The 22,023-nt window shown below is 57.6% G+C and carries 19 protein-coding genes, 1 pseudogene and 1 CRISPR repeat array; of the genes and pseudogenes, 6 read left to right on the top strand and 14 right to left on the bottom strand.

The window, feature by feature from the left end; translation table 11 throughout:
- The first annotated feature begins 5 nt into the window (after window positions 1–5).
- Window positions 6–2,945, top strand: a complete 2,940-nt coding sequence (gene uvrA, locus B472_RS07685) for an excinuclease ABC subunit UvrA (protein WP_116798619.1) — start codon at window positions 6–8, stop codon at window positions 2,943–2,945.
- Between the two features lie 49 nt (window positions 2,946–2,994).
- Window positions 2,995–3,393, top strand: coding sequence for a glutaredoxin (locus B472_RS07680; protein ID WP_019426629.1), 399 nt, complete (start codon window positions 2,995–2,997; stop codon window positions 3,391–3,393).
- Window positions 3,394–3,417: 24 nt separating this feature from the next.
- On the opposite strand, the gene B472_RS07675 is transcribed toward B472_RS07680, so the two are convergent.
- Both B472_RS07675 and B472_RS07670 read right to left on the bottom strand, forming a co-directional pair.
- Complete coding sequence (locus B472_RS07675; protein ID WP_019426628.1) at window positions 3,418–3,825, bottom strand: PaaI family thioesterase; 408 nt, start codon at window positions 3,823–3,825, stop codon at window positions 3,418–3,420.
- Window positions 3,822–4,181, bottom strand: a complete 360-nt coding sequence (locus B472_RS07670; protein ID WP_019426627.1) for a MerR family transcriptional regulator — start codon at window positions 4,179–4,181, stop codon at window positions 3,822–3,824. The genes B472_RS07675 and B472_RS07670 overlap by 4 nt, the downstream gene beginning before the upstream one ends.
- 142 nt (window positions 4,182–4,323) lie before the next feature.
- Here B472_RS07670 and B472_RS07665 point away from each other — a divergent pair, with 142 nt between their 5' ends.
- Together B472_RS07665 and B472_RS07660 are read left to right on the top strand one after the other, a co-directional pair.
- Window positions 4,324–5,499, top strand: a complete 1,176-nt coding sequence (locus B472_RS07665; RefSeq protein ID WP_019426626.1) for a serine hydrolase — start codon at window positions 4,324–4,326, stop codon at window positions 5,497–5,499.
- Between the two features lie 28 nt (window positions 5,500–5,527).
- Window positions 5,528–7,147: a long-chain-fatty-acid--CoA ligase gene (locus B472_RS07660; protein WP_019426625.1), complete on the top strand. Its 1,620-nt coding sequence runs from the start codon at window positions 5,528–5,530 to the stop codon at window positions 7,145–7,147.
- 14 nt (window positions 7,148–7,161) lie between these two features.
- Here B472_RS07660 and B472_RS07655 read toward each other — a convergent pair whose 3' ends face one another.
- Window positions 7,162–7,779: a glutathione S-transferase family protein gene (locus B472_RS07655; protein ID WP_026039474.1), complete on the bottom strand. Its 618-nt coding sequence runs from the start codon at window positions 7,777–7,779 to the stop codon at window positions 7,162–7,164.
- A 229-nt stretch (window positions 7,780–8,008) separates the two neighbouring features.
- Between B472_RS07655 and B472_RS07650 the strand changes: the two genes are divergently transcribed.
- Window positions 8,009–9,187: an acyl-CoA dehydrogenase family protein gene (locus B472_RS07650; RefSeq protein ID WP_019426623.1), complete on the top strand. Its 1,179-nt coding sequence runs from the start codon at window positions 8,009–8,011 to the stop codon at window positions 9,185–9,187.
- 442 nt (window positions 9,188–9,629) lie between these two features.
- Window positions 9,630–11,234: direct repeats of the CRISPR family, unit length 32 nt; unit sequence GTTTCAATCCACGCCCCTGCATGAGGGGCGAC.
- Between the two features lie 177 nt (window positions 11,235–11,411).
- Here B472_RS07650 and cas2 read toward each other — a convergent pair.
- The 9 genes and pseudogenes from cas2 to B472_RS17325 form a co-directional block, all read right to left on the bottom strand.
- A complete protein-coding gene (gene cas2 / locus B472_RS07645) occupies window positions 11,412–11,705 on the bottom strand; it encodes a CRISPR-associated endonuclease Cas2 (protein ID WP_019426622.1) in 294 nt (97 codons plus the stop codon).
- 4 nt (window positions 11,706–11,709) lie between these two features.
- Entirely contained in the window at window positions 11,710–12,726 is a 1,017-nt protein-coding gene (gene cas1c / locus B472_RS07640; RefSeq protein WP_019426621.1) for a type I-C CRISPR-associated endonuclease Cas1c, read from the bottom strand.
- Window positions 12,723–13,400 (bottom strand): CRISPR-associated protein Cas4, encoded by a 678-nt coding sequence (gene cas4, locus B472_RS07635; RefSeq protein WP_116798631.1) that lies wholly within the window; start codon window positions 13,398–13,400, stop codon window positions 12,723–12,725. Before cas4 ends, cas1c begins: the two co-directional genes overlap by 4 nt.
- A gap of 46 nt (window positions 13,401–13,446) precedes the next feature.
- Complete coding sequence (cas7c, locus tag B472_RS07630; protein ID WP_019426619.1) at window positions 13,447–14,328, bottom strand: type I-C CRISPR-associated protein Cas7/Csd2; 882 nt, start codon at window positions 14,326–14,328, stop codon at window positions 13,447–13,449.
- A gap of 17 nt (window positions 14,329–14,345) precedes the next feature.
- Entirely contained in the window at window positions 14,346–14,903 is a 558-nt protein-coding gene (locus tag B472_RS17425) for a type I-C CRISPR-associated protein Cas8c/Csd1 (RefSeq protein ID WP_255418413.1), read from the bottom strand.
- A complete protein-coding gene (cas8c, locus tag B472_RS07625; protein ID WP_050995434.1) occupies window positions 14,888–16,210 on the bottom strand; it encodes a type I-C CRISPR-associated protein Cas8c/Csd1 in 1,323 nt (440 codons plus the stop codon). The genes B472_RS17425 and cas8c overlap by 16 nt, the downstream gene beginning before the upstream one ends.
- On the bottom strand, window positions 16,207–16,884 hold the full coding sequence (cas5c, locus tag B472_RS07620; protein ID WP_019426618.1) for a type I-C CRISPR-associated protein Cas5c: 678 nt from the start codon (window positions 16,882–16,884) through the stop codon (window positions 16,207–16,209). Before cas5c ends, cas8c begins: the two co-directional genes overlap by 4 nt.
- Before the next feature lie 15 nt (window positions 16,885–16,899).
- Window positions 16,900–18,495 carry a CRISPR-associated helicase Cas3' gene (gene cas3 / locus B472_RS07615; protein WP_238147409.1) on the bottom strand — a complete coding sequence of 532 codons (1,596 nt, stop codon included), beginning with the start codon at window positions 18,493–18,495 and terminating at the stop codon, window positions 16,900–16,902.
- Between the two features lie 147 nt (window positions 18,496–18,642).
- A pseudogene (locus tag B472_RS17325) lies at window positions 18,643–19,218 on the bottom strand (CRISPR-associated endonuclease Cas3''); the annotation flags it as partial.
- Window positions 19,219–19,466: 248 nt separating this feature from the next.
- Between B472_RS17325 and B472_RS07610 the strand changes: the two are divergent.
- Window positions 19,467–19,763: a BrnA antitoxin family protein gene (locus B472_RS07610; RefSeq protein ID WP_040505893.1), complete on the top strand. Its 297-nt coding sequence runs from the start codon at window positions 19,467–19,469 to the stop codon at window positions 19,761–19,763.
- Between the two features lies 1 nt (window position 19,764).
- Here B472_RS07610 and B472_RS07605 read toward each other — a convergent pair whose 3' ends face one another.
- Both B472_RS07605 and pyrF read right to left on the bottom strand, forming a co-directional pair.
- Entirely contained in the window at window positions 19,765–21,123 is a 1,359-nt protein-coding gene (locus tag B472_RS07605) for an MFS transporter (RefSeq protein WP_019426615.1), read from the bottom strand.
- Between the two features lie 8 nt (window positions 21,124–21,131).
- Window positions 21,132–21,974, bottom strand: coding sequence for an orotidine-5'-phosphate decarboxylase (pyrF, locus tag B472_RS07600; protein ID WP_026039472.1), 843 nt, complete (start codon window positions 21,972–21,974; stop codon window positions 21,132–21,134).
- Window positions 21,975–22,023: the final 49 nt, after the last annotated feature.

The following is a 22,023-nucleotide window of genomic DNA, read 5'->3' as shown; positions in this document are numbered from 1 at the left end:
CCACTGTGAACCTTGTCGATTCCCCTCTCTTGCCCGAAGAACCCGATGCATCGCGCTATTTGGCCTCGGCGCTGCGGCAAACCCACATCAGCGTCCGGGGGGCGCGCACCCACAACCTGAAAAACATCGATCTGGACATCCCGCGCAACCAGCTGGTGGTGATCACCGGGCTGTCGGGCTCGGGCAAGTCCAGCTTGGCCTTTGACACGCTGTACGCCGAAGGCCAACGCCGTTATGTGGAAAGCCTGTCGGCCTATGCCCGGCAATTTTTGCAGCTGATGGACAAGCCCGATGTCGACCTGATCGAGGGCCTCTCGCCGGCCATCAGCATCGAGCAAAAAGCCACCAGCCACAACCCGCGCTCGACCGTGGGCACGGTGACCGAGATCCACGACTACCTGCGTCTGCTGTTTGCCCGAGCCGGTACGCCGTATTGCCCCGAACACAACCTGGCGCTGCAGGCACAGACCGTGAGCCAAATGGTGGACACCGTGCTGGCCCTGCCCGAAGACACCAAGCTGATGATCCTCGCGCCCATTGCCCGCGAGAAAAAAGGCGAGTTCGAGAAAGTGTTTGAGCAGATGCAGGCGCTGGGCTATGTGCGCTTTCGCATCAATGGGCAGACCTGCGAGGTGGAAGACCTGCCCACGCTCAAGAAAACCGAGAAACACAACATCGACGTGGTGGTGGACCGCATCAAAGTCCGTGCCGAAGAGGATGCCAAAGCGCGCGACGCCTTGCGCCAGCGCCTGGCCGAAAGCTTTGAAGCCGCGTTGCACTTGGCCGAGCACCGCGCCGTGGCTTTAGAGATGGACACGGGCAAAGAGCACCTGTTCAACGCCAAGTTCTCTTGCCCGGTGTGCACCTACTCGATCAGCGAGCTGGAGCCGCGCCTGTTCTCCTTCAACTCGCCCATGGGCGCTTGCCCCACTTGTGACGGCATTGGCAGCATGGCGTTTTTTGACCCCGAGCGGGTCGTGGCCTTCCCCTCGCTCAGTTTGGCCAGTGGCGCCATCAAGGGCTGGGACCGGCGCAACGGTTTTTACTTCAGCATGCTCGAAAGCCTGGCCAAGCATTACCAATTCGACATCGAAGCCCCTTTTGAAAAACTCTCGCCCGCGCACCAGCAGGTGCTGCTGCACGGCTCGGGCGAGGAAGACATCAAATTCAGCTATCGTCTGGAGTCGGGCGCATCCCAAGGCAAGAAAATCAGCAAGAAGCACCCGTTTGAAGGGATCATCCCCAACATGACGCGCCGCTACCGCGAGACCGACTCGGCCGTGGTGCGCGAAGACCTGGCGCGCTACCGCAACATGCAGGCCTGCACCGATTGCAATGGGACACGTCTGCGGCGCGAAGCCCGCCATGTGCGCATTGGCGAGGGTGCGCAAGCCCGCGCCATTTACGAGATCAGCCACATCACGCTGGGCGAGTCGCAGCAATACTTTCAGGGCCTGACCATGCGCGGCGCCAAAGCCGAGATCGCCGACAAGGTGGTGCGCGAGATTGCCTTGCGGCTGAAGTTCTTGAACGACGTGGGGCTGAATTATTTGAGCCTGGACCGCAGCGCCGACACCCTCTCGGGCGGCGAGTCGCAACGCATCCGCCTGGCCAGCCAGATCGGCTCAGGGCTCACGGGCGTGATGTACGTGCTGGATGAACCGAGCATCGGCCTGCACCAGCGCGACAACGACCGCCTGATCGGCACGCTGCAACACCTGCGCGACATCGGCAACAGCGTGCTGGTGGTCGAGCACGACGAAGACATGATCCGCGTGGCCGACCACGTCATCGACATGGGCCCTGGCGCAGGCGTGCATGGTGGGCGCGTGATGGCGCAAGGCACCTGCGCCGACATCCTGGCTGCGCCCGACTCGGTCACCGGCCAATACATGTCGGGGCGCAAAAAGATCGAAATCCCAAAACGCCACAAAGCGGGCAAGGACTTCATCGAGATCGTGGGCGCCAAAGGCAACAACCTGAAGAACGTGAACGTGAAGTTCCCGGTGGGGCTGCTCACTTGCGTGACCGGCGTATCGGGTTCGGGCAAATCCACCTTGGTCAACGACACGCTTTACACGGCAGCGGCGCACCAAATCCACCGCACCCACGATGAAGCTGCTGCGCACGAAGAGATCAAAGGGCTGGAGCACTTCGACAAAGTCATCAACGTGGACCAGTCACCCATTGGCCGCACACCGCGCAGCAACCCGGCCACCTATACGGGCTTGTTCACGCACATCCGCGAGCTGATGGCCGAAGTGCCCGCCGCCCGTGAGCGCGGTTATGGCCCGGGGCGCTTCAGTTTCAACGTGAGCGCCTCATCGGGCGGGGGCCGCTGCGAAGCCTGTCAGGGCGACGGCATGGTGAAAGTCGAAATGCACTTTTTGCCCGACGTGTACGTGCCCTGTGACGTGTGCCACGGCATGCGCTACAACCGCGAAACCCTGGAAGTGCAATACAAGGGCCAGAACATCGCGCAGATCCTGAACATGACCGTAGAAGCCGCGCACCAGTTCTTCAGCGCCGTGCCCAACATCGCCCGCAAGTTGCAAACCCTGCTCGATGTGGGTCTGACCTACATCCGCCTGGGGCAAAGCGCCACGACGCTTTCGGGCGGCGAGGCGCAACGCGTCAAGCTCGCCTTAGAGTTGTCCAAGCGCGACACGGGCCGCACGCTCTACATCCTGGATGAACCCACCACCGGCCTGCACTTTGCAGACATTGCACTGCTGCTGAAAGTCTTGCACCAGCTGCGCGACGCGGGCAACACCATCGTCATCATCGAACACAACTTGGACGTGATCAAAACTGCCGACTGGCTGATCGACATGGGGCCCGAGGGCGGCGCAGGTGGTGGCACGGTGCTGGGCGAAGGCACGCCCGAGCAATTGGCCAAAAACAAGGCCAGTTTCACGGGCCACTATTTGGCGCGATTGTTGTGACGGCGCTGCCTGTTCTTTCTTCCACCCACTTTTGAACTGTTGAAACCTTATGAAAACCGTCATCCGTGCCTTCTTCAGAACCCTGCGCATCGTGCTGGGCCCCGTCATGCTGCTCAAAGAGCGCCTGACACAACCCGCTGGCGTGGTTCGCGAACCTGCTGCCCAAGCCCGCGTGGACCAGCAGTGCCAAAGCCTGGCGCTTTACCAGTTCAGCACCTGTCCGTTTTGCATCAAAGTGCGCCAAGAAATGCGCCGCCTGTCGCTGCCGATTGAAAAGCGCGACGCGCAGCACCATGCAGCCAACCGAAATGACTTGCAAGAAGGCAGTGGCGCGACCAAGGTGCCGTGCCTGAAGATCACCGAAGCCAATGGTCAAACCCGTTGGCTGCAAGACTCGTCCGAGATCGTGGCCTATTTGCGGGAGCGATTTGCAGCACCTGCAGCTTGAGGGCCATTTGCCGCGTTGAACCGATTACGCGGCGACCACGGTCAGCAAAGTTTGACCGTTCGCCACCAGCCTTTCGCCATCGGCATCCACCGCGAACAAATCACAGCTGGTGAACACCTGGGCCTTGCCCGGCTTGACCACGCGAGCCCGGGCAATGAACTTCTGACCCACGGCAGGCCGCAGGCAGTTGACCGAAAAATGGGCCGCCAACAAATTCGGCCCCGCCACGGTGCCCGCTGCGAAACCACACGCGGTGTCGATCAAGGTGCCGATCAAACCCGCGTGCAAGAAGCCAGAATACTGACCGACTTCGGGGCGCCAAGGCATCTGGATTTCCACAAAACCGGGTTCAGCCACCGTCACCTCAATGCCGCACCAGCGGTTGAATTCGGCCATGGCGTTGATCTTTTTCAACATGTCGAGTGGACTCATTTCAATTTCCTTTGTCGGGTTTCAAACCATGCGATGTGCTCGATCAGTTTCTTGCGAAGTGCTTTGTGTTCTGCAATGGCCTGGTCGATGTCTGCCACACGCTGGTGGATCGCCTCGATCATGTCCTGAGGCGTCAACTGGCCGGATTGAAATTTGGGCACGTACTCGGCGATGAAGGGCAGCGAAAAGCCCATCTCTCGGGACATGGCGATGAAGACCACATGCCGGACCGTTTTCTCCTCGTAATCGCGGTAGCCATTGGGCAATCGCCGGCTCGCAATCAGGCCCGCCGCTTCGTAGCGCCGCAAGCGGTGCACCGACACCTGGGTCCTGGCCGAGAGTTCTGATATGCGCATGAAATCAGTCTAGCAAGGCTCGCACAGTGCCAAGGTTCAAGCCTTTGACGCATGGGCGACAAGCCAGTGATCTGTTTGCGCCGCAGGTGATACCCCGCTGCGCCGTGCTGGTGTACAAAACATCCTTCTTTAGGAGCACCCGATGACCACGCACCCCGCTTTGCCCCACGCCCACCCTGCTGCCGTGGGCCTGTCCCCCGAGCGGACGCAGCGCCTGATGGATGTGCTGCGCCGCGAAGTGGCCAGCGGCAGGTTACCCGGTGCGGTGGCGATGATCGCCCGGCGCGGGCAAATCGGTTTGTTCGAGGCCGTTGGGCAGCAAGACCCCGGCAAGGGCACCCCCATGACAACCGACAGCATCTTCCGCATCTATTCGATGACCAAACCGCTCGTGTCGGTGGCGGTGATGATGCTGGTCGAGCGCGGCCTGCTGTTGCTCTCCGATCCGGTGGGCCGCTGGCTGCCCGAGTACTCCAAGCAGCAAGTGGCCACGGCCCATGGCCTGGAGCCGGTGCGCAACCCGGCCACGGTGCAAGACCTGCTGCGCCACACGGCGGGACTGACGTATGAATTTTTGGGCGAATCGCCCGTGCAGCGCCAATACGGCGAGGTGAACATCGCCTCGCGCGAGCGGACCAATGCCGCGTTTTCGCAAACGCTGGCCGCGCTGCCCCTGCAGTTCCAACCTGGCACCGTGTGGGCCTACAGCCGCGCCACCGATGTGCTGGGGCGACTGGTCGAGGTGGTGAGCGGGCAAGGTTTGGGCGCATTTTTGCAAGCCGAAATATTTGGACCGCTGGGCATGGTGGACACCGGCTTTGCCGTGCCGCCCGGGCAGCAGCACCGCTTGGCCGAGCCCTTCGCGCACGACCCGGATGGGGGCGAGCCGATGAAGGTGATCGAACCCCGAGAAGTGCCCGCCATGGAAAGCGGCGGCGGCGGCCTGATGTCCACCGCCATGGACTACACCCGCTTTTTGCAATGCCTGCGCAACCGAGGCGAATTGGACGGTGTGCGCCTGCTCGGCCCCCACACATTGGATTACATGACCGCCGACCACCTGGGTGGTATGCCTGCAGATGGCACCTTGCTGCCGCCAGGTCATGGCTTTGGATTGGGCTTTGCGGTGCGCACCCACTTGGGCCGGTCGCCCGTGCCCGGTTCGGTGGGTTTGTACTACTGGGGCGGCATCGCGGGCACCACGTTTTTCATCGACCCGGCGCTCGACATGTACGCCATGCTGATGATTCAGGCCCCCAACCAAAGAGATTACTATCGACCCCTGTTCCGCGATCTGGTGTACGCGGCGCTGCTGTAAACCATTCAAAACACTGGAGACTTTTGCCATGCCCACATCCGGCCTCATGATGAATCGCCCTCTGTTGATTTCGGGCATCCTCGAACATGCCGCCGCCCAATTTGGCGAGCAAGACATCGTTTCGCGCGAAACGCACGGCCCCCTGCACCGCTGCACCTTTGCCGATGCCGCCAAACGTTCACGCCAGCTGGCCAACGCCTTATCCCAGATGGGCCTGAAGGCGGGCAGCGCGGTCGGCTCGATCGCTTGGAACAACCACCGCCACCTGGAAGCGTATTACGCCGTCTCGGGCAGCGGCATGGTCATGCACACCTGCAACCCGCGCCTGCATCCACAGCAGCTCATCTATGTGATCAACCACGCCGAAGACGAAGCGGTGCTGTTCGATGCCACCTTTGCGCCGCTGGTCAAAGGCATTGCGGCGCATTGCCCCAAAGTCCGTGCCTGGGTGTGCTTGGCCGATGCGGCCAACACCCCCGCCATAGACGGCGTGAGCGTGTTGAACTACGAAGACCTGATCGCAGGCCACAGCAACACCTTCGATTGGCCCGAGCTGGACGAAAACACCGGCGCAGCCCTGTGCTACACCTCGGGCACCACCGGCAACCCCAAGGGCGTGCTGTACTCGCACCGCGCCATCGTCATGAACGCCACCACCGGCTGCATGCCCGATGTGCTGGGCCTGTCCACCCAAGAGGCCATCTTGCCGGTGGTGCCCATGTTCCACATCAACGCCTGGTGCATCCCCTATGCCGCACTGATTGCGGGCACCAAGCTGGTCTTGCCCGGCCCCAAGCTCGACGGCCCCAGCTTGTACGAGCTGATGGACGCCGAGCAGGTCACCATCAGCGCGGGCGTGCCCACCATCTGGATGGGCCTGATCCAGCACGTCGAGCAAAACAATTTGCGCTTTGCCCACATGAAGCGCACCTGCGTGGGCGGCTCGGCCATGCCCATGGCACTGATCGCCAAGTTCATGGACACCTATGGTGTGGAAGTGCGCCACGGCTGGGGCATGACCGAAACCACCGCCGTGGCCACCATGAGTTTGCTGACCCGCACCGACCGCCAAAAGCCTGCCGCCGATCAACACGCCATCGTGGCCAAACAAGGCCGCGCGGTCTCGGGCATTGAAATCAAAATCGTGGATGAAAAAGGCGCGACCTTGCCGCGTGACGGCGCCTCCCAAGGCGAGCTGATGGTGCGCGGCCAGTGGATCGTCGAGCGCTATTTCAAAGCCGACAAGACCGCATTGGTGGAGGGCTGGTTCCCCACCGGCGACATCGCCACCATCGATGCGCAAGGGACGATGCAAATCCGCGACCGCACCAAAGACGTGATCAAAACCGGTGGCGAGTGGATCAGCTCGATCGACCTGGAAAACGCGGCCATCGGTCACCCTGCTGTGGCCATGGCCGCCGTCATCGGCGTCAAGCACCCCAAGTGGGACGAGCGTCCGCTGCTGTTCATCGTGCGCAAGCCAGGGCAAACGGTTGAGAAGCAAGAGATCCTGGACTTTTTGGCCAGCAAAGTGGCCAAGTGGTGGGTGCCCGACGATGTGGTATTCCTCGAATCCCTGCCTGTGGGCGGCACCGGCAAGGTGCAAAAGAACGAGCTGCGCAAGGACTACGGCGGCGTGTTCAGCTGATCGTTTTCAGCCGATCAGACTTTGGCGCTGGGCCGCTCGTTCATGCGGTCGCGCCAAGCCTGCAGGGCCAGCATGCCTTCGTCGCCAGGCACAAATTTCATCAGGCCGCGTGCGAACTCCAACGCGCAAAACGCGGTGATGTCGGCAATGGTGAAGCGCTCGCCCGCAATAAAGGGCTGGCTTTGCAGGCGCTGGTCAAAGCCCCGCGCCACCTCCCGCACCTTCTCGGCCTGAGAGCGGCCAAACTCGGGGAACTGGGGTTTTTCCAGAGCCGCCAGTCCCGGGTGGCTGTGGCGGATCGCATTGGCAATGCCACCCAGCAAATACAACTCCACCTGCCGGTCGGCCATTTCGATGAAGCCACGTTCATCGCCCACACCCATCAGATTGGGCTCGGGAAAACGCCCCTCCAGCAAAGTGCAGATCGCCCGCGTCTCGGTGATCACGCGGCCGTCGTCCAGTTCCAGCGCGGGCACTTTGGCCAAAGGGCTTTTGGCCAGGTATTCGGGCTTGCGGTGCTCGCCGCCATTCAGGTCCATATTGACCATCTCGATGCCGGTGATGTTTTTCTCCACCAAAAACATCAGCACCCGGCGGGGGCTGGGGGCGCGGTGGGCGGTGTAAAGCTTCATGGTGTGTCCTTCTTTTGGCGGGGGCATGGACGGGTTTTTCCGTCATTTCGGACAGACTAGCACCCGCTCGATTTCAGGCATGCCCCGAAGATGACAGGCGGCGCTCAAAGCTGCAGGTTCAGACACCCGGGCGACAGCAAGTCGCAGGCCGGACAGTACAAGCTGGCGCCAAGCCTTCCAATCCCTGCATGCGCGTTTTCTTCACCATTTCTCTAAAGACCTTGGGCCCATGAACTTTGACATTCCACCCGACATGGCGGCCCTGCGTGACCGCACGCGGCAGTTCATTGCAGAGCAAGTCATTCCGCTTGAAGGCGACCCGCGCCACGGCCCACACGGCCCATCCAAAGAACTTCGTGAAGAACTGGTTGGCCGTGCTCGCGCTGCGGGCTTGCTCACCCCCCATGCATCCCTTGAGATGGGTGGCCTGGGTCTGAGCCACATCGCCAAAGCGGTCGTCTTTGAAGAAGCCGGTTACTCCAACTTGGGACCCACGGCACTCAACATCCACGCGCCCGACGAAGGCAATATCCACCTGATGGAGGCAGTGGCCACGCCCGCGCAAAAAGAACGCTGGCTGCGCCCACAGGTAGCAGGCCTCACGCGCTCATGCTTTGCCATGACCGAGCCCGCACCGGGCGCGGGTGCCGATCCGTCCATGCTCACCACCTCTGCGGTGCAAGAGGGCGATGACTATGTGATCAACGGTGTCAAATGGTTCATCACCGGTGCCGAAGGGGCCGACTACGTCATCGTGATGGCCCGCATGGAAGACGGTACAGCCACCATGTTTTTGTCAGACATGAACAAGCCCGGCATCCGACACGAACGCAGCATGGATGCCATGGACAACTGCTTCACGGGCGGCCACGGCGTGCTGCACTTTGAGAACTTGCGTGTGCCCGCCACCGATGTGCTGGGCGAAGTGGGTCAAGGCTTTCGCTATGCCCAAATTCGGCTGGCCCCCGCACGCCTGACGCACTGCATGCGCTGGCTGGGGCAGGCCCGCCGCGCGCACGACATTGCGCTCGACTACGCCAGCCGACGCCATGCTTTTGGCAAACCACTGGCCGAACACGAAGGCGTGGGCTTCATGCTGGCCGACAACGACATCGACCTGCACACCGCCCGTCTGCACATCTGGCACACGGCTTGGCTGCTCGACCAAGGTCACAAAGGCGGCTTTGAATCGAGCCGCGCCAAGGTGGCCTGCTCCGAAGCCGAATGGCGCGTGGTGGACCGCTGCGTGCAGATACTGGGCGGCCAGGGCGTGACGGCCGAAACACCGGTCATGCGCATCTTTTTGGACATGCGCGCCTTCCGGGTGTACGACGGCCCCAGCGAAGTGCACCGCTGGAGCATGGCGCGCAAGCTGGTACACAAGGCGCAGCAGGCGGCAAAGGCCTAAGCACCCCAGCAAACGGCGTCAGACCAAACCTGATCTTCGTTTGCTAAACTCTTTGAAAGACGGTTCGAGAGCGAGTGCGTAAACGAACCAGCCGCCTGCAGCAATGCAGGTCTGCAAACCCGCAGTGGTAACGGAATCTCGCAATAATTTTGGAATCCAAAATTTAGACAAAGGCCTTCGGGCCTTTTGTTTTTTATCTGAGCGCTGCGCCATGAAGAACTTGACAACATGCTCAAGCTATACACGCAGGGAGCTAGGAGAAAACCAAAATTCAGTCTCACAAACCCGACATTGACAATCCATCGTGGACTTCGCGTGACCTTGCACAGAAGCAGCCTATAAACGAGGTTTTGCTGGGGCAACAACACAGGCGTGGAGTGATCATTGGAATGCCCTGCATGACTCGAGACCTTAGTTTTGGCCCTGCAACAACCTTCACTTGGTTTTAATCCACGCCGCTGCATGAGGGGTGACTTTTCCACTTGGCAGGGGTCGAGAGGAAAAACTGTTTCAATCCACACCCCTGCATGAGGGGCGACGGGGCAGACAAGGGCGTGCGTTTTACCGCACCGGTTTCAATCCACGCCCCTGCATGAGGGGCGACTTTTGCAGGCTGACCACCTGGTCTGTCACCGACCTGTTTCAATCCACGCCCCTGCATGAGGGGCGACGCGTGGCCTCAACCCCATGACCCAGCTGCACGAAGTTTCAATCCACGCCCCTGCATGAGGGGCGACCGCCACACCGTTTTGCAAGATGGCGACCTGGGTGTTTCAATCCACGCCCCTGCATGAGGGGCGACTTCGCAATGTGTCTTACAACGGGGGCAATGGATCGTTTCAATCCACGCCCCTGCATGAGGGGCGACCGTCCAGGTAGCGCTCTTCGCTTTTGTGGAGCATGTTTCAATCCACGCCCCTGCATGAGGGGCGACGGAGGCTGGTGTCATGGCCATGTTTGAGGACATGTTTCAATCCACGCCCCTGCATGAGGGGCGACATCGCGTCGTCTGTGCTTTGTTGCCAGTAGCGCAGGTTTCAATCCACGCCCCTGCATGAGGGGCGACGCTCTTGGTCTGTGGAATTTTGGGCATATGACAGGTTTCAATCCACGCCCCTGCATGAGGGGCGACCCACTGGCGGCAACTCAGGCCATGGTGGGCAAAGTTTCAATCCACGCCCCTGCATGAGGGGCGACCTGGACATCCACAGACGGTGGATCGACTTGGATAGTTTCAATCCACGCCCCTGCATGAGGGGCGACTTGTGCTTCGGCTGCTGCGCTTTGCACCGCTGCGTTTCAATCCACGCCCCTGCATGAGGGGCGACTGATTTTGGCCTTGCCGCGCGCCACAGCCACGGCGTTTCAATCCACGCCCCTGCATGAGGGGCGACCAACACCACCGCGAACACGGCAAACTCCAACGCGTTTCAATCCACGCCCCTGCATGAGGGGCGACTTCGCATCAGAGCGGTACTGGAGGCCTCAACACGTTTCAATCCACGCCCCTGCATGAGGGGCGACGCGGCGGCGCGATGACCTCCACACCGGTGGCGTGTTTCAATCCACGCCCCTGCATGAGGGGCGACGCCCTCAAAGCCCAGCTTGAGGCGGCCACGACAGTTTCAATCCACGCCCCTGCATGAGGGGCGACTTGCACGGTCTTCGCCCGCATACAGCTCCAGCGTGTTTCAATCCACGCCCCTGCATGAGGGGCGACTTGGTGGCAATCAAGGCCGTTTTTTGATAGCCTTGTTTCAATCCACGCCCCTGCATGAGGGGCGACACGTCTGACGCCAGCGACACCTGGATTGACGAAGTTTCAATCCACGCCCCTGCATGAGGGGCGACTTTGCATGTCAGACCGTTTTGGTCGGGCACTGTCGTTTCAATCCACGCCCCTGCATGAGGGGCGACACGATCAACGGCTATTTGCTTGCCAGCAAAGGGGTTTCAATCCACGCCCCTGCATGAGGGGCGACCGCAAACACCTCGACATAGCAAGTGTGATCTGGGTTTCAATCCACGCCCCTGCATGAGGGGCGACCCCTTTAAGATAACACCATGCCACTACTGGCTTCTCAGACCGCATTTCGCTAACCAGGCTGGTTTTAGTCAATCAACCGAAATCAAGTAACAATTGATTATTGAAAAATCGATAAAAATCAAAGGCTTAGAGATACCGCTAACCCTTTAGCTAAAACATGAGTGCGCAGGGTTAGCGCTACAAAATTAACGTGCTGTGCAACGGGTTGAAGGTCGGCTTTGCCCCGCAGTGTTCTACCTTTTCCACGCCACGTTTACCCAGCGAATAAAACCGCAAACTGTCCTGGTTCGGGTCATAAATGCGCAACAACTCAGCCTTGAATTGAACCCACTGAGCAGGATCAACTTCGCATTCAAATACAGAATTTTGCACGCGCACGCCATGGTCCAAACAGACTTTGGCGATGTGACGCAAGCGCCGTTCCCCCGCACGGGTGGTCACGTTCACGTCATAGGTCACCAGCATCAACATGCGATCACCTCACTGCAAATGGCGTGTAGTACTGCATGTCGCCACGCAGGTGACGGGCCAACAGCAGGGCTTGTGCATGGGGCAGCAAACCCAGCTCAATGCTCTCTTCCAAATAGGGGTGTTTCAGGCTTTCTTTCTTGCGCTCTTGATGGGCCGTCAAAAAAGTTTTTCTGGCATCGTCTTTCAGTCGCACAGCACCACTCGCCTCGGTCACAAAATCATCCAACTTCATCTGCCCTCGGTTGATGAGGGTCAACACAAAACGATCAGCCAGCGGTGCGCGCAACTCCTCCATCAAGTCCAGTGCAAGGCTTTTTCGGCCGGGTCGATCTTGGTGCAAAAACCCAACATAAGGGTCCAGCCCCACACCCGCCAAAGCCGACGCACATTCGCTGGCCAACAAAACATAGGCAAATGAAAGCAAGGCATTGACCGGATCGCCGGGTGGCCTACGAACCCGCCCCGAGAAATCGAACCCATGCGACCTCAACAACGAATTGAACACCCCAAAATAAACACTGGCAGCTTCGCCCTCCAAGCCCATCAGTTGCGGCACATTTCGGGCATGACGTATGTTCTCCAAAAGTGCGGCCATTTTTTCTGCCGCGTGAGCCAACGCATCACTGGCCCCATGATTGCGTTGCTCACGCATCAGCACTGCGCGGCAATTGCCCACCTTGGCCGCAATCATCAAGCGCGCTACAGATACCGATTTTTCTTCGTCGTCAGCCCAACGGTATTGCGTGCGCCGCAACAGCACATTGCCCTTGGGCATGCCCATGACCTGGGCCTGAAATTTTCCAAACTCGGTAAAAAAAGACAACCCGACGCCAGACTCAAGACACGCCGCCATGAGCCCGGGCGACACACTCACCTGTCCAAAACACAAAATGTTTTGCAAGGCCAACATGGGAAACTGGCCAAGTTTGTTGTCCCCTTGTTTGATCACAACGGTCTCGCGCTCCTTATGCAAATAGCATTCAGGTCGCGTGATGTAGAGGGTATTGAGCAGCTTCTTCAAGTTGAACTCTCAACATGTTTGTTGGCATCGATATTTGCATCGCCACCCAAAGGAGGCCCCTCAAACAATGTTTGGACGTACCGGGCAGATCGGTCTTTGCGCACCACCGCAGTCGCACACTCGTCCATGAGCGAACACGCCTTGCAGCGTTTAACGTCGGTTGTGGGTGCTGGTGTGATTTGACTTTGCAAGACAGCGCGTGCGGCCTCGATGCAAGCCACGGTGTCGGCACGCAAACGCGCATCCAGTGACACCACCTCACGCAAGCGTTCTTGCCAGTACCACAAGGCGGCTTCGGCAATCGACACGCCGCGCATTTCTTCCAAACAAATGGCTTGGGCACAAAGCTGAATGCGGTCCCAATCCATCACTTTGCGCTTGCCGCGCTTGTACTCGACCGGCACATAGCTCTTGCTGCCATCGGCCTGGCTGAACACCTCTAACAAATCAAGCTTGCCGTAAAGCCCCAAGCGCTCACTCCGAACCTCCACCGACCGTTCGCTGCGCTTGCTGCCGCGTGTTTCAGCCTCTTGGCTGTCCACACGCGCGTGCAACACATTGCCCTGCGCCGTGAAGTGGTTGTCACTCCAAGCTTGCTCCAGATGAATCAAAGCAAACTGGCGCGGGCAATAGGCATAGTGCTGCAGGGCGGAGATGGCGAGAGGCGTATCCACAGTGGTGTGATGGCAGTGCAGTTTATCGATCAACCGCCTCAAAAAATCAAACGACTTCTACAACGTGCTTGAAGCCCTTGATCGCTTGCCCGTCGAGCTTGACCGAATAGTCTGAGAACGCTTGTGCAGGCAACCCCTTCTCGCCTTGAACCCGATCCACCACCACGCGTTCAAACAATTCATGTGAAGGTGCATTGCCCAAAGCTGTGGCGTGCTTGAAGACCACCAAATGTCGACCCACCATTTCGCCACGGGCAGCAGAGCGGTCATGCTCAAACATCTGCTCAAGTGCTTGCCAAAGCTTGCTCAAGTCATCGTCTGAAAAGCCTGTGGTTTTCTTGGCCAAATGCGCTGAAATGAAACCGTGCGCACGGTAAAGGCCGTAAGGCACGATGTGCTTGCGGCCCATGGTGCGGTTGTCACCCGATTGGGCCTCGGCTTCTTTTTCGGTGGTGACAGCCATGCGGGTGATGGACACTTCCAATGGAATAACGGGGTCTTCGGATTTTGCAAAAGTCAGTTGGACCGGGCCCTTTACTTGACCACTGTTGACCTCGGTAGTCATGACTGCACCAAAGGTGCGAACGTCAAAAAAGTTTTTACACATCCAAGCTGTCACTTCACGAGCCTTGACCTCGTCTTTCGGCATTTTTTTAGATTCTGGAGTGATGCAAAGTGCCTCATAGGCTTTTTTATTCTGAAGGTTCAAAACACTTTTTTCTTTGACGTAAATGTCGTAACCCTGCGTTTGATCTTCAATCAACTCAATGAAATTTCGAATCTTGCGTTTCAAGCAAACATCCGTCACCAGGCCACGGCTGGAGTCGGGATCAAGACGCGGCATATTGCCTGCATCCGGGTCACCGTTCGGATTGCCGTTGGTCACGTCAAACAGATAAACAAATTCGTAGCGGTTTTGAATGGTCATGTGGATTCTCCTTTGATTCAATTACTTGGGGTGGGTGATGCGGATGGCAAGCTGTCTTTCTTGGCGAAGAAACTTTGCTTTTGTTGGTAGTACCCCACAGCAAATTGACCTTGCTGCTCAATGGTGAGTTGCTTAGGGAATGAATGCGGGAGACTTGCAATCACACTGCCCAATTGCTTATCCAAATTGACCGCAAAGCCCGGCTTGTCCTTGCGAATCTTGGACAGGTGGTTCTGACAACCGGCAATCAACCGTGGAAAGACCGAGTACGGTACGCTGGATGCGGTTCCGTAATAGCGGTCGACGATGCTGGAATTCACATCGCCCAACGCACCGCGCTGGGCCTGTTCCAACACAGCAAACAAGCACCCAAGGCGATAAGCCAGTGGTCCATTCTCTAATTCAAGTGACATGGGGATAGCCTCCTTTGTAAAACCTTTGCGATGGTCGCGGTGCAACAACGCTTTGATGAGTGACGCACGCAGTCCATTAACGTCGCCGTCCGAACGCAAGCGCTGCACGAGTTTTGTGAGTAATTGACGGGGATAGCGTTGCCCCGTCAGGATGCTGCGCAAAAACTCCCCAGCCAGTTGATGTGGAATGTCGTCAAACTTGCGACCACGGTAGTCATGCTTTCCGTTTTTTTCCTTAACGGAACCAGCTCCAGCAAAAGGAGTTGTGATGAAGGTGGGCTTTCTGGCTGCCAGGGATGCGGTTCAATTTGCATGTCCTTCCAATGCTCAACCAAACGCGGCCCCAACTCACCTAGGGTACTTTCAAGCCAATATCGAATCGATAATCTGGCTGCGTTAGGTGCCAGACCTAAAACAAAAAATTTTGTACACGGATCAACTTCAGGTGCGACCTCTTCAAATGGTCGACCCTTGGAAATTTTCTCCAGAATGTGCTTTACCTTGTTGGACTGTCCATCGTCCGTAGGTGGGTTAACGATGCTGGCAAATAAGCTGGCGGCTTCTTGTTCTTGCTGTGCATCTTTTGCTTGCGCCCAAAAGACAGTGCTGGTGTCACCAATCGCAAGGCAATGGCCGTATTCGCGTCGCAGCAAATAGTTCAGCGCAGTGGTGTACGCAAAGGCGGCTTGCTCTGAAACAGGAGCATTGTCACCTTGGCTTTTACTAAATGACTCATAAGCTTTTTCGTTGTAGGTCACGATTGCAACGCCAGATGATTGACCACCTGCAACCTTGAGAACAGGGTGGGTTTCAGCAAGCGACCCAACCTCTCCAGTAATTAAGCACTGCCTAGTCACGGAATTTTTCTGATCTTTACAATAGTCATCCCAACATTTAACAGCCGCAGCCCTGTCAGCAATGATGCTCAGATCTCCGTCCAATTTGAACGCGAAATTTGACTTGAGCATTTCGGAATTAAAGAACGACAGTTTTTCGAAATTTTCGGGTTGCCATTGATCTAGGAATTTCAACACCGCTTTCAGCCCCGGATCTTCTGAAGTACCAATCAGATCTTTCTGCTTGGCTTTGAAAGCGCGATAAGGCAAATCTGCCAGTTCAATTTTTTTACCATTGAGTAAAACACCCAGCAAAAATTCAGGCTTGTCCCATAGAAAGAATGCAACGTTCTTTCCTGCATTGAACGCCTTTTCGGTAAATTTTCCTGATCGTCCAAATGCACACGGCACTCGCATTCGACGCTCATCCTGCAGCGTTTTCTTACCTTTTTTCACTTCTACCAAATTTGGCTGAACATCTTTCAAATTCCCTTGTTCATCAAGCACCAAAAGGTAGCCAACTTTTTCATCACTAAAGCCATATGACGGTACTAGGCAAACAGGCTTACTACCTGATTCATCGTATTGAGTTAGCAACCTGCTGTACAACTCATTAAGTCGACTGAGAATCATGACTTGAAACCCTCGCTTTGAAATGCGGGGACCTCAACCACACCATCCTTCAATTCAGCCCTGAAGAAATGCGGCACATAGCCAGCGGCAAAGTCAATGTCATGAAGCATCCACCCCAGATCTCTGTTCTTTTGGGCCTCATTCAATTCACTCTGTGGCCATTGATCACCTTCGCCCAGCAGCGCAAAGTGAGCCGCGAATTCGCGTGTGCCCATACATGGCTGATGAAAGCACTGCCCTTTTCGTGCACGACGATTGAATTGGTCGAGGTGTTTGCCAACGTTGTCATCGCTGCCCGCCTTGCTGGTCATCTCAAAGTGCGCTTCGATCACATAGGCCACATCACGCAAAACCGTTGCTGCGCGCTGTTGGCGATCCTCGTCCGACACGAGGTGCAGGTCTTGCGTGCTTTTGGCATTCATCGCCGAAGTCACGTTACGAGCCGAAATCTTGCTGCCCACTTCGTTGCGTCGGATCGACTCAAACCGTATGTGCTTGAGCACATGTATGCGGTCAATCTGCCATCGAATGGCCGGCTTCCAGTGAATCGCCTCCAAAATGCCACGCGCCGCTGATGGCGTGATCACGTCGTAGCTCACACGCTCCACTTTCATCTCCGGTCGAGTGAAGCAAGCGTATTCACCCCAGATGTGCAGTTTGATGCCGTAGCTCATTTATCCTCCAAATCTTTAGAAAACAGCAGACTCTGCGCTCATGGCAACAGGGTCTGAAAAGTTCAAGCCAGCAATCGGGCTGTAAAGCGATTGCGCAACCAGTTCGTAAAACTGGTTGCCAAATTTCTCAGGTGCAATGACAGCGACAGCACCCAGCTTGAGCAGCTGCACGAATGTCCTCTCTGGCACTTGCACCACATAGCGCTGCAGCTTTTGCGCGATTTTTCCTACGCTCATGTTTTCGGGCAGGTTGCGCAGCAATTCAAGGTTGTCACTGGCCACGTCATCAAACGGCACGATGATTGGCAGCATGTGGCTGTCGATCATGCGAAAGTCACGGGCAATGTCTTGGAACGGGAAATCACAGCCATCGGTGATGCGAATCTTGTTCAGGATTTGGTGATGATCCAGATCGGCACCTTTGGCGTAGTACACCTGCTGGAAGTAGCTTTTCAATGCCTCTGGCGCAAGCACATCGCCTTCATGGTTGCGCAAAATGGAGCGCATGGGGGCGGCCAACTGCGCCAGCTCAGGCGGGGCTTTCCAATCTGGACTTTGAAAAACATAAACCTGACTGTCTGCCAACAAACGTCTGCCTTCGCGGTTACAACGGCCTGCGGCTTGGGCAATCGAGTCCAACCCCGCTTCAGCTCGGTACACCGTGGGAAAGTCCACATCCACCCCCGCCTCAATCAATGACGTGGCGACCAATCGGCAGGCCAGACCATCCTTAAGACGTTGGCGAATTTGGGCCAGTTTTTCGCTTCGATGTTCCGCACACATCGAAGTGGTCAGGTGATATGCGCCTTCTTCGATCGCAATGCCGTCGAAAAGTTCACGCGCATGTCGCCGGTTATTAACAATCATTAGCACTTGAGTGTGGCTACGAAGGTGCGCTACCAACTGCTCGTCACTTTGCACACCCAAAGGTTGGACTTGCGTTCGTCGCAGTTTTTTAAAAAGCTCTTGTGGGTTGGGTGCAATTTCCTGCACCTTGCTGAACCCATTGTTGAACTCATCGCTGTCTTTCAGCGCGGGTTGTGTGGCCGTGCAAAGGACCACCGAACAACCATAGTTGAGGGCCAATTCATCAATGCTGGCCATGATGGGCCGCAACAGCTTCAGGGGCAGCGTTTGAGCCTCGTCCAGCACGATGACGCTTCCTGTAATGTTGTGCAATTTTCTGCATTGCGTTGTGCGATCAGAGAACAGCGATTCAAAGAACTGCACCGCAGTGGTCACCACAATGGGCGCATCCCAGCTTTCCATGGCCAATCGCAGCTTGTCGCGGTAATCCGCTTGGCGGGATTTGCTGGCCGTTTTGATTTCTTCGGGCAACTTGTCACGATCAAAAGCACTGTGATGCTCAAGCACCGCATCTTTGTGTTCACCCATGGCCTGGCGAAATACATCGGCGGTTTGCTCGATGATGCTGGTGAATGGAATAACGTAAATCACGCGGCGCAGCTGATGCTGAACCGCATGATCCAACCCGAAGGCCAGCGATGTCAGTGTTTTTCCACCGCCCGTAGGCACCGTCAGTGAATACAAGCCAGACTCACGGGGTTTGAGCGCTTGTTGGCGTGCATGGGTCAGGATGTGTTGCCGCAAGACATTTACATCCGTCTGTTTTGCCCCTTTAGCCAGCTGCTGCAAATGTTGGCCTAATTGAGCTTGCAGAATTGCGATGTTGGGGAAATTAGTCGCTAACGGCGCTTTGCCGTCGGTAGAACGTGCATGGTTTTCGGTGTCGATGCGGTCTGCGTCAATCAGGCAAGAAAAGAGCATCCGAGCAAAAAATATCAAGCCAAAATTGGTGTACTTGCCTTGAGGTAAATGTGGCTTCAATGCGGGAATTCGCAAAGTCTTTGGCAGCTCAATTTCTTGCCGCCAGAGTTCGTCCAAAGCAGGGAGGTTTTTGCCAAACTCCAGAGCCAATCGTTGTTTCAGGTTTGAGCGTTCCTGCCCTTCATCAATCCCATTGGCCAAACCTGTGTGGTGCCCAGCAATAGCAAAGGCCAATAATTTGCCCAACGGCAAAAATTGCGGCCCCATGATTTCGACGATGTGATCAACCACAACCTTGGCCCCTGCCGTCGCATGATCGGCCCGCTCATTGCTGCCATGGAGTCGCTTTTGAAAAGCTCGAGAGTATTTACCCAGGTCGTGCAGCAACCCGACCAAGTGAGCCCAATCTGCGGCCCCAAATGCTTGCGCACGGGTTTGCGCCAGCTGTGCGACTGACGTGAGGTGATTTTTGAGGGGCTGCCAATCCGTGCCATCTGAACGATTGCCTGTGTGGGCGTAATAAGTTGGTGTGGCTTGCTCATTCATGTACCAGCCCCCGAATCACCCCTGCGCGCACTCCAAATAGATGAATTGCAAAAGCAAGCATGATGCATCCATATAAAACATTAACTTTAGATCTCATTAGTCACCAGAATAATTGTTTTTTGACTCAAATATTGAGATGCCTCAAAATTTCTTGTGTGCTATTTTTGTGGGCACAATAAAGAAGCCAAATCATCTGCTTTGACTTGATCAACCATCAGCGCATAGTCAAGCGCTTAAAACTCCACGCCATGAGCAAACGCAAAACCCAGTCACACACACCCGACACAGACAATCCGGCCTGGACGGTAGAAGACTTGGCCAAAGCGAGACCCGCCGGTGAAGTGCTCGGCCAACTTTTCAGTCCTGAACGAACGCAGTCCTTGTTGACACCACGCGGTAGGCCCAAAGCTGAGATTACGAAGGTGCGAGTGGGCATGCGACTATCGCCAGAAGTGATTGCGCATTTCAAAGCCAGCGGCGATGGCTGGCAAACGCGTATTGACGCTGCGCTGCGTCAATTCATTGCGGAGCACCCCGGCTCGTGACTTACCGGGCGCGAAGTCGGGCCATGCTCAGCACAGCCCCCAGGCCTGCCGCCACGGCCCCCAACAGGATGGCCCGACCTGCGCCCAGCGGCCCAAACAAGTTGAAACACAGGGCCACCAAAGCCGCCCCGCTGGCCTGCCCGATCAGCCGCGCCATTGCCACCATGCCGCTGGCGCCACTGGTGCGGTGGGCAGGTGCACTGGTCATGATGGCGCGCAAATTCGGTGACTGGAACAAACCAAAACCCATACCGCACAGCGCCATGCACAGCGCCATCAGGCCAAACGGCACATCAGCGCTCATCACGCCCAACCCGGCCATGCCCATGCTCAGAATGCTCAAGCCCACACCGCCCAGGATCGCGGGTGGGTATCGGTCAGACAGCGTGCCTGCGACGGGTGCCATCATGGCCACCACCAGCGCCCAAACCGACATGAGCACCCCCGTTTCCAGGGGAGGGCGGCCCAGCTGCTGTTGAAAAAAGAAAGGCAAAGCCACGAACGCCAAGCCCTGGGTCGTGAAAGCGCTGAACGAGGTGAAAACCGACAAGCTGAACAAGGGCCTGCGCATCAAATCCATCGGCAGCACAGGCGCCACATGCCCTCGCTGGCGGCGCAACAAGCAGTAGCCGCTGCCCAACATGAGCACCAGTGAGCCGACCACCACGACAACACCTTCTTGCTGCGCGATGGCACTGAGCGTGAACACCAGCGAGGCAAAGCAAACAGCCGACATCAACGCCAGCACACGGTCATAGGGCTCGTCGGTCTTTGCCGCTTCCGTGCGGGGCAGGTAACGCCGCGCCAGCAACCCGGCCATCAGGCCCAACGGGGCCTGAAAACCAAACAACCAGGGCCAAGGCAAGACGGCCAGCAACAACGAGGCCACTGTCGGCCCCAAGCTGAAGCCCAAACCCACGATCAGGGCGTTGAGCCCGGCGCCGCGCCCTAACTTCTCAGGCGGGAAAATGCGCTGAATCAGCGCCAAATTGACGCTCATGACCCCTGCCGCACCCACACCCTGAATGGCACGAAAAAAGGCCAACCACTCCAAGCTCGTGGCACAAGCGCTGCCCAACGCCGCCAGATTGAACAGCAACATGCCCAGCAGAAACACCTTGCGGGCGCCCCAGCGGTCCCCCAACGCGGCCAACGGCAACAACACGGCCACCACGGCCAACTGATACGCATGGACCACCCAGACCGACTCGGCAGGCGTGCGTTGCATGGCCGCACCGATCGCAGGCAGGGCCGTGTTGGCCAACGATTGATCGAGCGAGCCGAGAAAGACTGCGGTCAGCAATGACAGCAGGGCCATCCGATGCATGCCGTCGGTTGCTGGCTTGACGGCGGTGGTCATCAGGGCCTTCAGGCCTTGGCCGCTTCGAGCGTGTCGCGGGTCTGCATGGCCACCTGGCGTGCGGCCTCAGCAAAGTCGTCACCGCTGGACGCATACAGCACCGCACGCGATGAGTTGACGATGACCGAACCAGCGCTGGAACCATCGGCGTTGGCACGCCAACCGGCCTTGACGGTGGCCACGGCGTCACCCCCTTGTGCGCCCACACCGGGGATCAGCAGGGGCAATGTGGGAGCGAGTTCTCTCACGCGTTCGATCTCTGCGGGATAGGTTGCACCGACCACCAAACCGAGTTGGCCGTTCAGGTTCCAGGGGCCTTGAGCCAGGCGGGCCACATGCTCGTACAAGCGGGGTTGGCCTTCAACCGAAGCCAGGCGCTGGTTTTGCAGGTCGTCGCCGCCGGGGTTGGAGGTACGGCACAACAAGAATGCGCCTTTGCCTTCGAACTTGAGGTACGGTGCCACCGAGTCCCAGCCCATGAAGGGTGAGAGGGTCACGGCATCGGCGCCGTAGCGCTCAAAGGCCTCTTTGGCGTATTGCTCGGCCGTGCTGCCAATGTCGCCGCGCTTGGCGTCCAGAATGATCGGGACTTGGGGGGCCACGCGGCGCATGTGTTCCATCAGGCGTTCGAGTTGACCCTCGGCGCGGTGGGCGGCAAAGTAGGCAATTTGCGGTTTGAAACTGCTGACCAGGTCGGCCGTGGCGTCCACGATGGCGGCGCAAAAGTCGTAGATCTTGTTGGCGTCGCCTTTGTAGCGGTCCGGAAATTTGGTGGGTTCGGGGTCCAGGCCCACGCAGAGCATGGAGCCGTTTTGGCGCTCAGCGGCGCGCAGCATGTCTAAAAAGGTCATGCCGGGGATTTTAAGGGGGCGCCATGAAGCTGGTTGGGTGACAGCAGAG

Origin of the sequence: Limnohabitans sp. Rim28, assembly GCF_000293865.2 — a bacterium.
Classification (GTDB): Bacteria; Pseudomonadota; Gammaproteobacteria; order Burkholderiales; family Burkholderiaceae_C; genus Limnohabitans_A.
The sequence above is the reverse complement of the archived record's forward strand: the minus strand, read 5'-3'. Positions and strand labels throughout refer to the sequence as shown.

Excerpts from the sequence above, each read along its gene's own strand:
- B472_RS07605 (WP_019426615.1), bottom strand. The coding sequence starts at position 21,123 with ATGACCACCGCCGTCAAGCCAGCAACCGACGGCATGCATCGGATGGCC.
- pyrF (WP_026039472.1), bottom strand. The coding sequence starts at position 21,974 with ATGACCTTTTTAGACATGCTGCGCGCCGCTGAGCGCCAAAACGGCTCC.
- cas7c (WP_019426619.1), bottom strand. The coding sequence starts at position 14,328 with ATGACCATTCAAAACCGCTACGAATTTGTTTATCTGTTTGACGTGACC.
- cas8c (WP_050995434.1), bottom strand. The coding sequence starts at position 16,210 with ATGATTCTCAGTCGACTTAATGAGTTGTACAGCAGGTTGCTAACTCAA.
- cas2 (WP_019426622.1), bottom strand. The coding sequence starts at position 11,705 with ATGTTGATGCTGGTGACCTATGACGTGAACGTGACCACCCGTGCGGGG.
- B472_RS07665 (WP_019426626.1), top strand. The coding sequence starts at position 4,324 with ATGACCACGCACCCCGCTTTGCCCCACGCCCACCCTGCTGCCGTGGGC.
- B472_RS07670 (WP_019426627.1), bottom strand. The coding sequence starts at position 4,181 with ATGCGCATATCAGAACTCTCGGCCAGGACCCAGGTGTCGGTGCACCGC.
- B472_RS07610 (WP_040505893.1), top strand. The coding sequence starts at position 19,467 with ATGAGCAAACGCAAAACCCAGTCACACACACCCGACACAGACAATCCG.
- B472_RS07650 (WP_019426623.1), top strand. The coding sequence starts at position 8,009 with ATGAACTTTGACATTCCACCCGACATGGCGGCCCTGCGTGACCGCACG.
- B472_RS07655 (WP_026039474.1), bottom strand. The coding sequence starts at position 7,779 with ATGAAGCTTTACACCGCCCACCGCGCCCCCAGCCCCCGCCGGGTGCTG.
- B472_RS07680 (WP_019426629.1), top strand. The coding sequence starts at position 2,995 with ATGAAAACCGTCATCCGTGCCTTCTTCAGAACCCTGCGCATCGTGCTG.
- B472_RS07675 (WP_019426628.1), bottom strand. The coding sequence starts at position 3,825 with ATGAGTCCACTCGACATGTTGAAAAAGATCAACGCCATGGCCGAATTC.
- cas5c (WP_019426618.1), bottom strand. The coding sequence starts at position 16,884 with ATGAGCTACGGCATCAAACTGCACATCTGGGGTGAATACGCTTGCTTC.
- B472_RS07660 (WP_019426625.1), top strand. The coding sequence starts at position 5,528 with ATGCCCACATCCGGCCTCATGATGAATCGCCCTCTGTTGATTTCGGGC.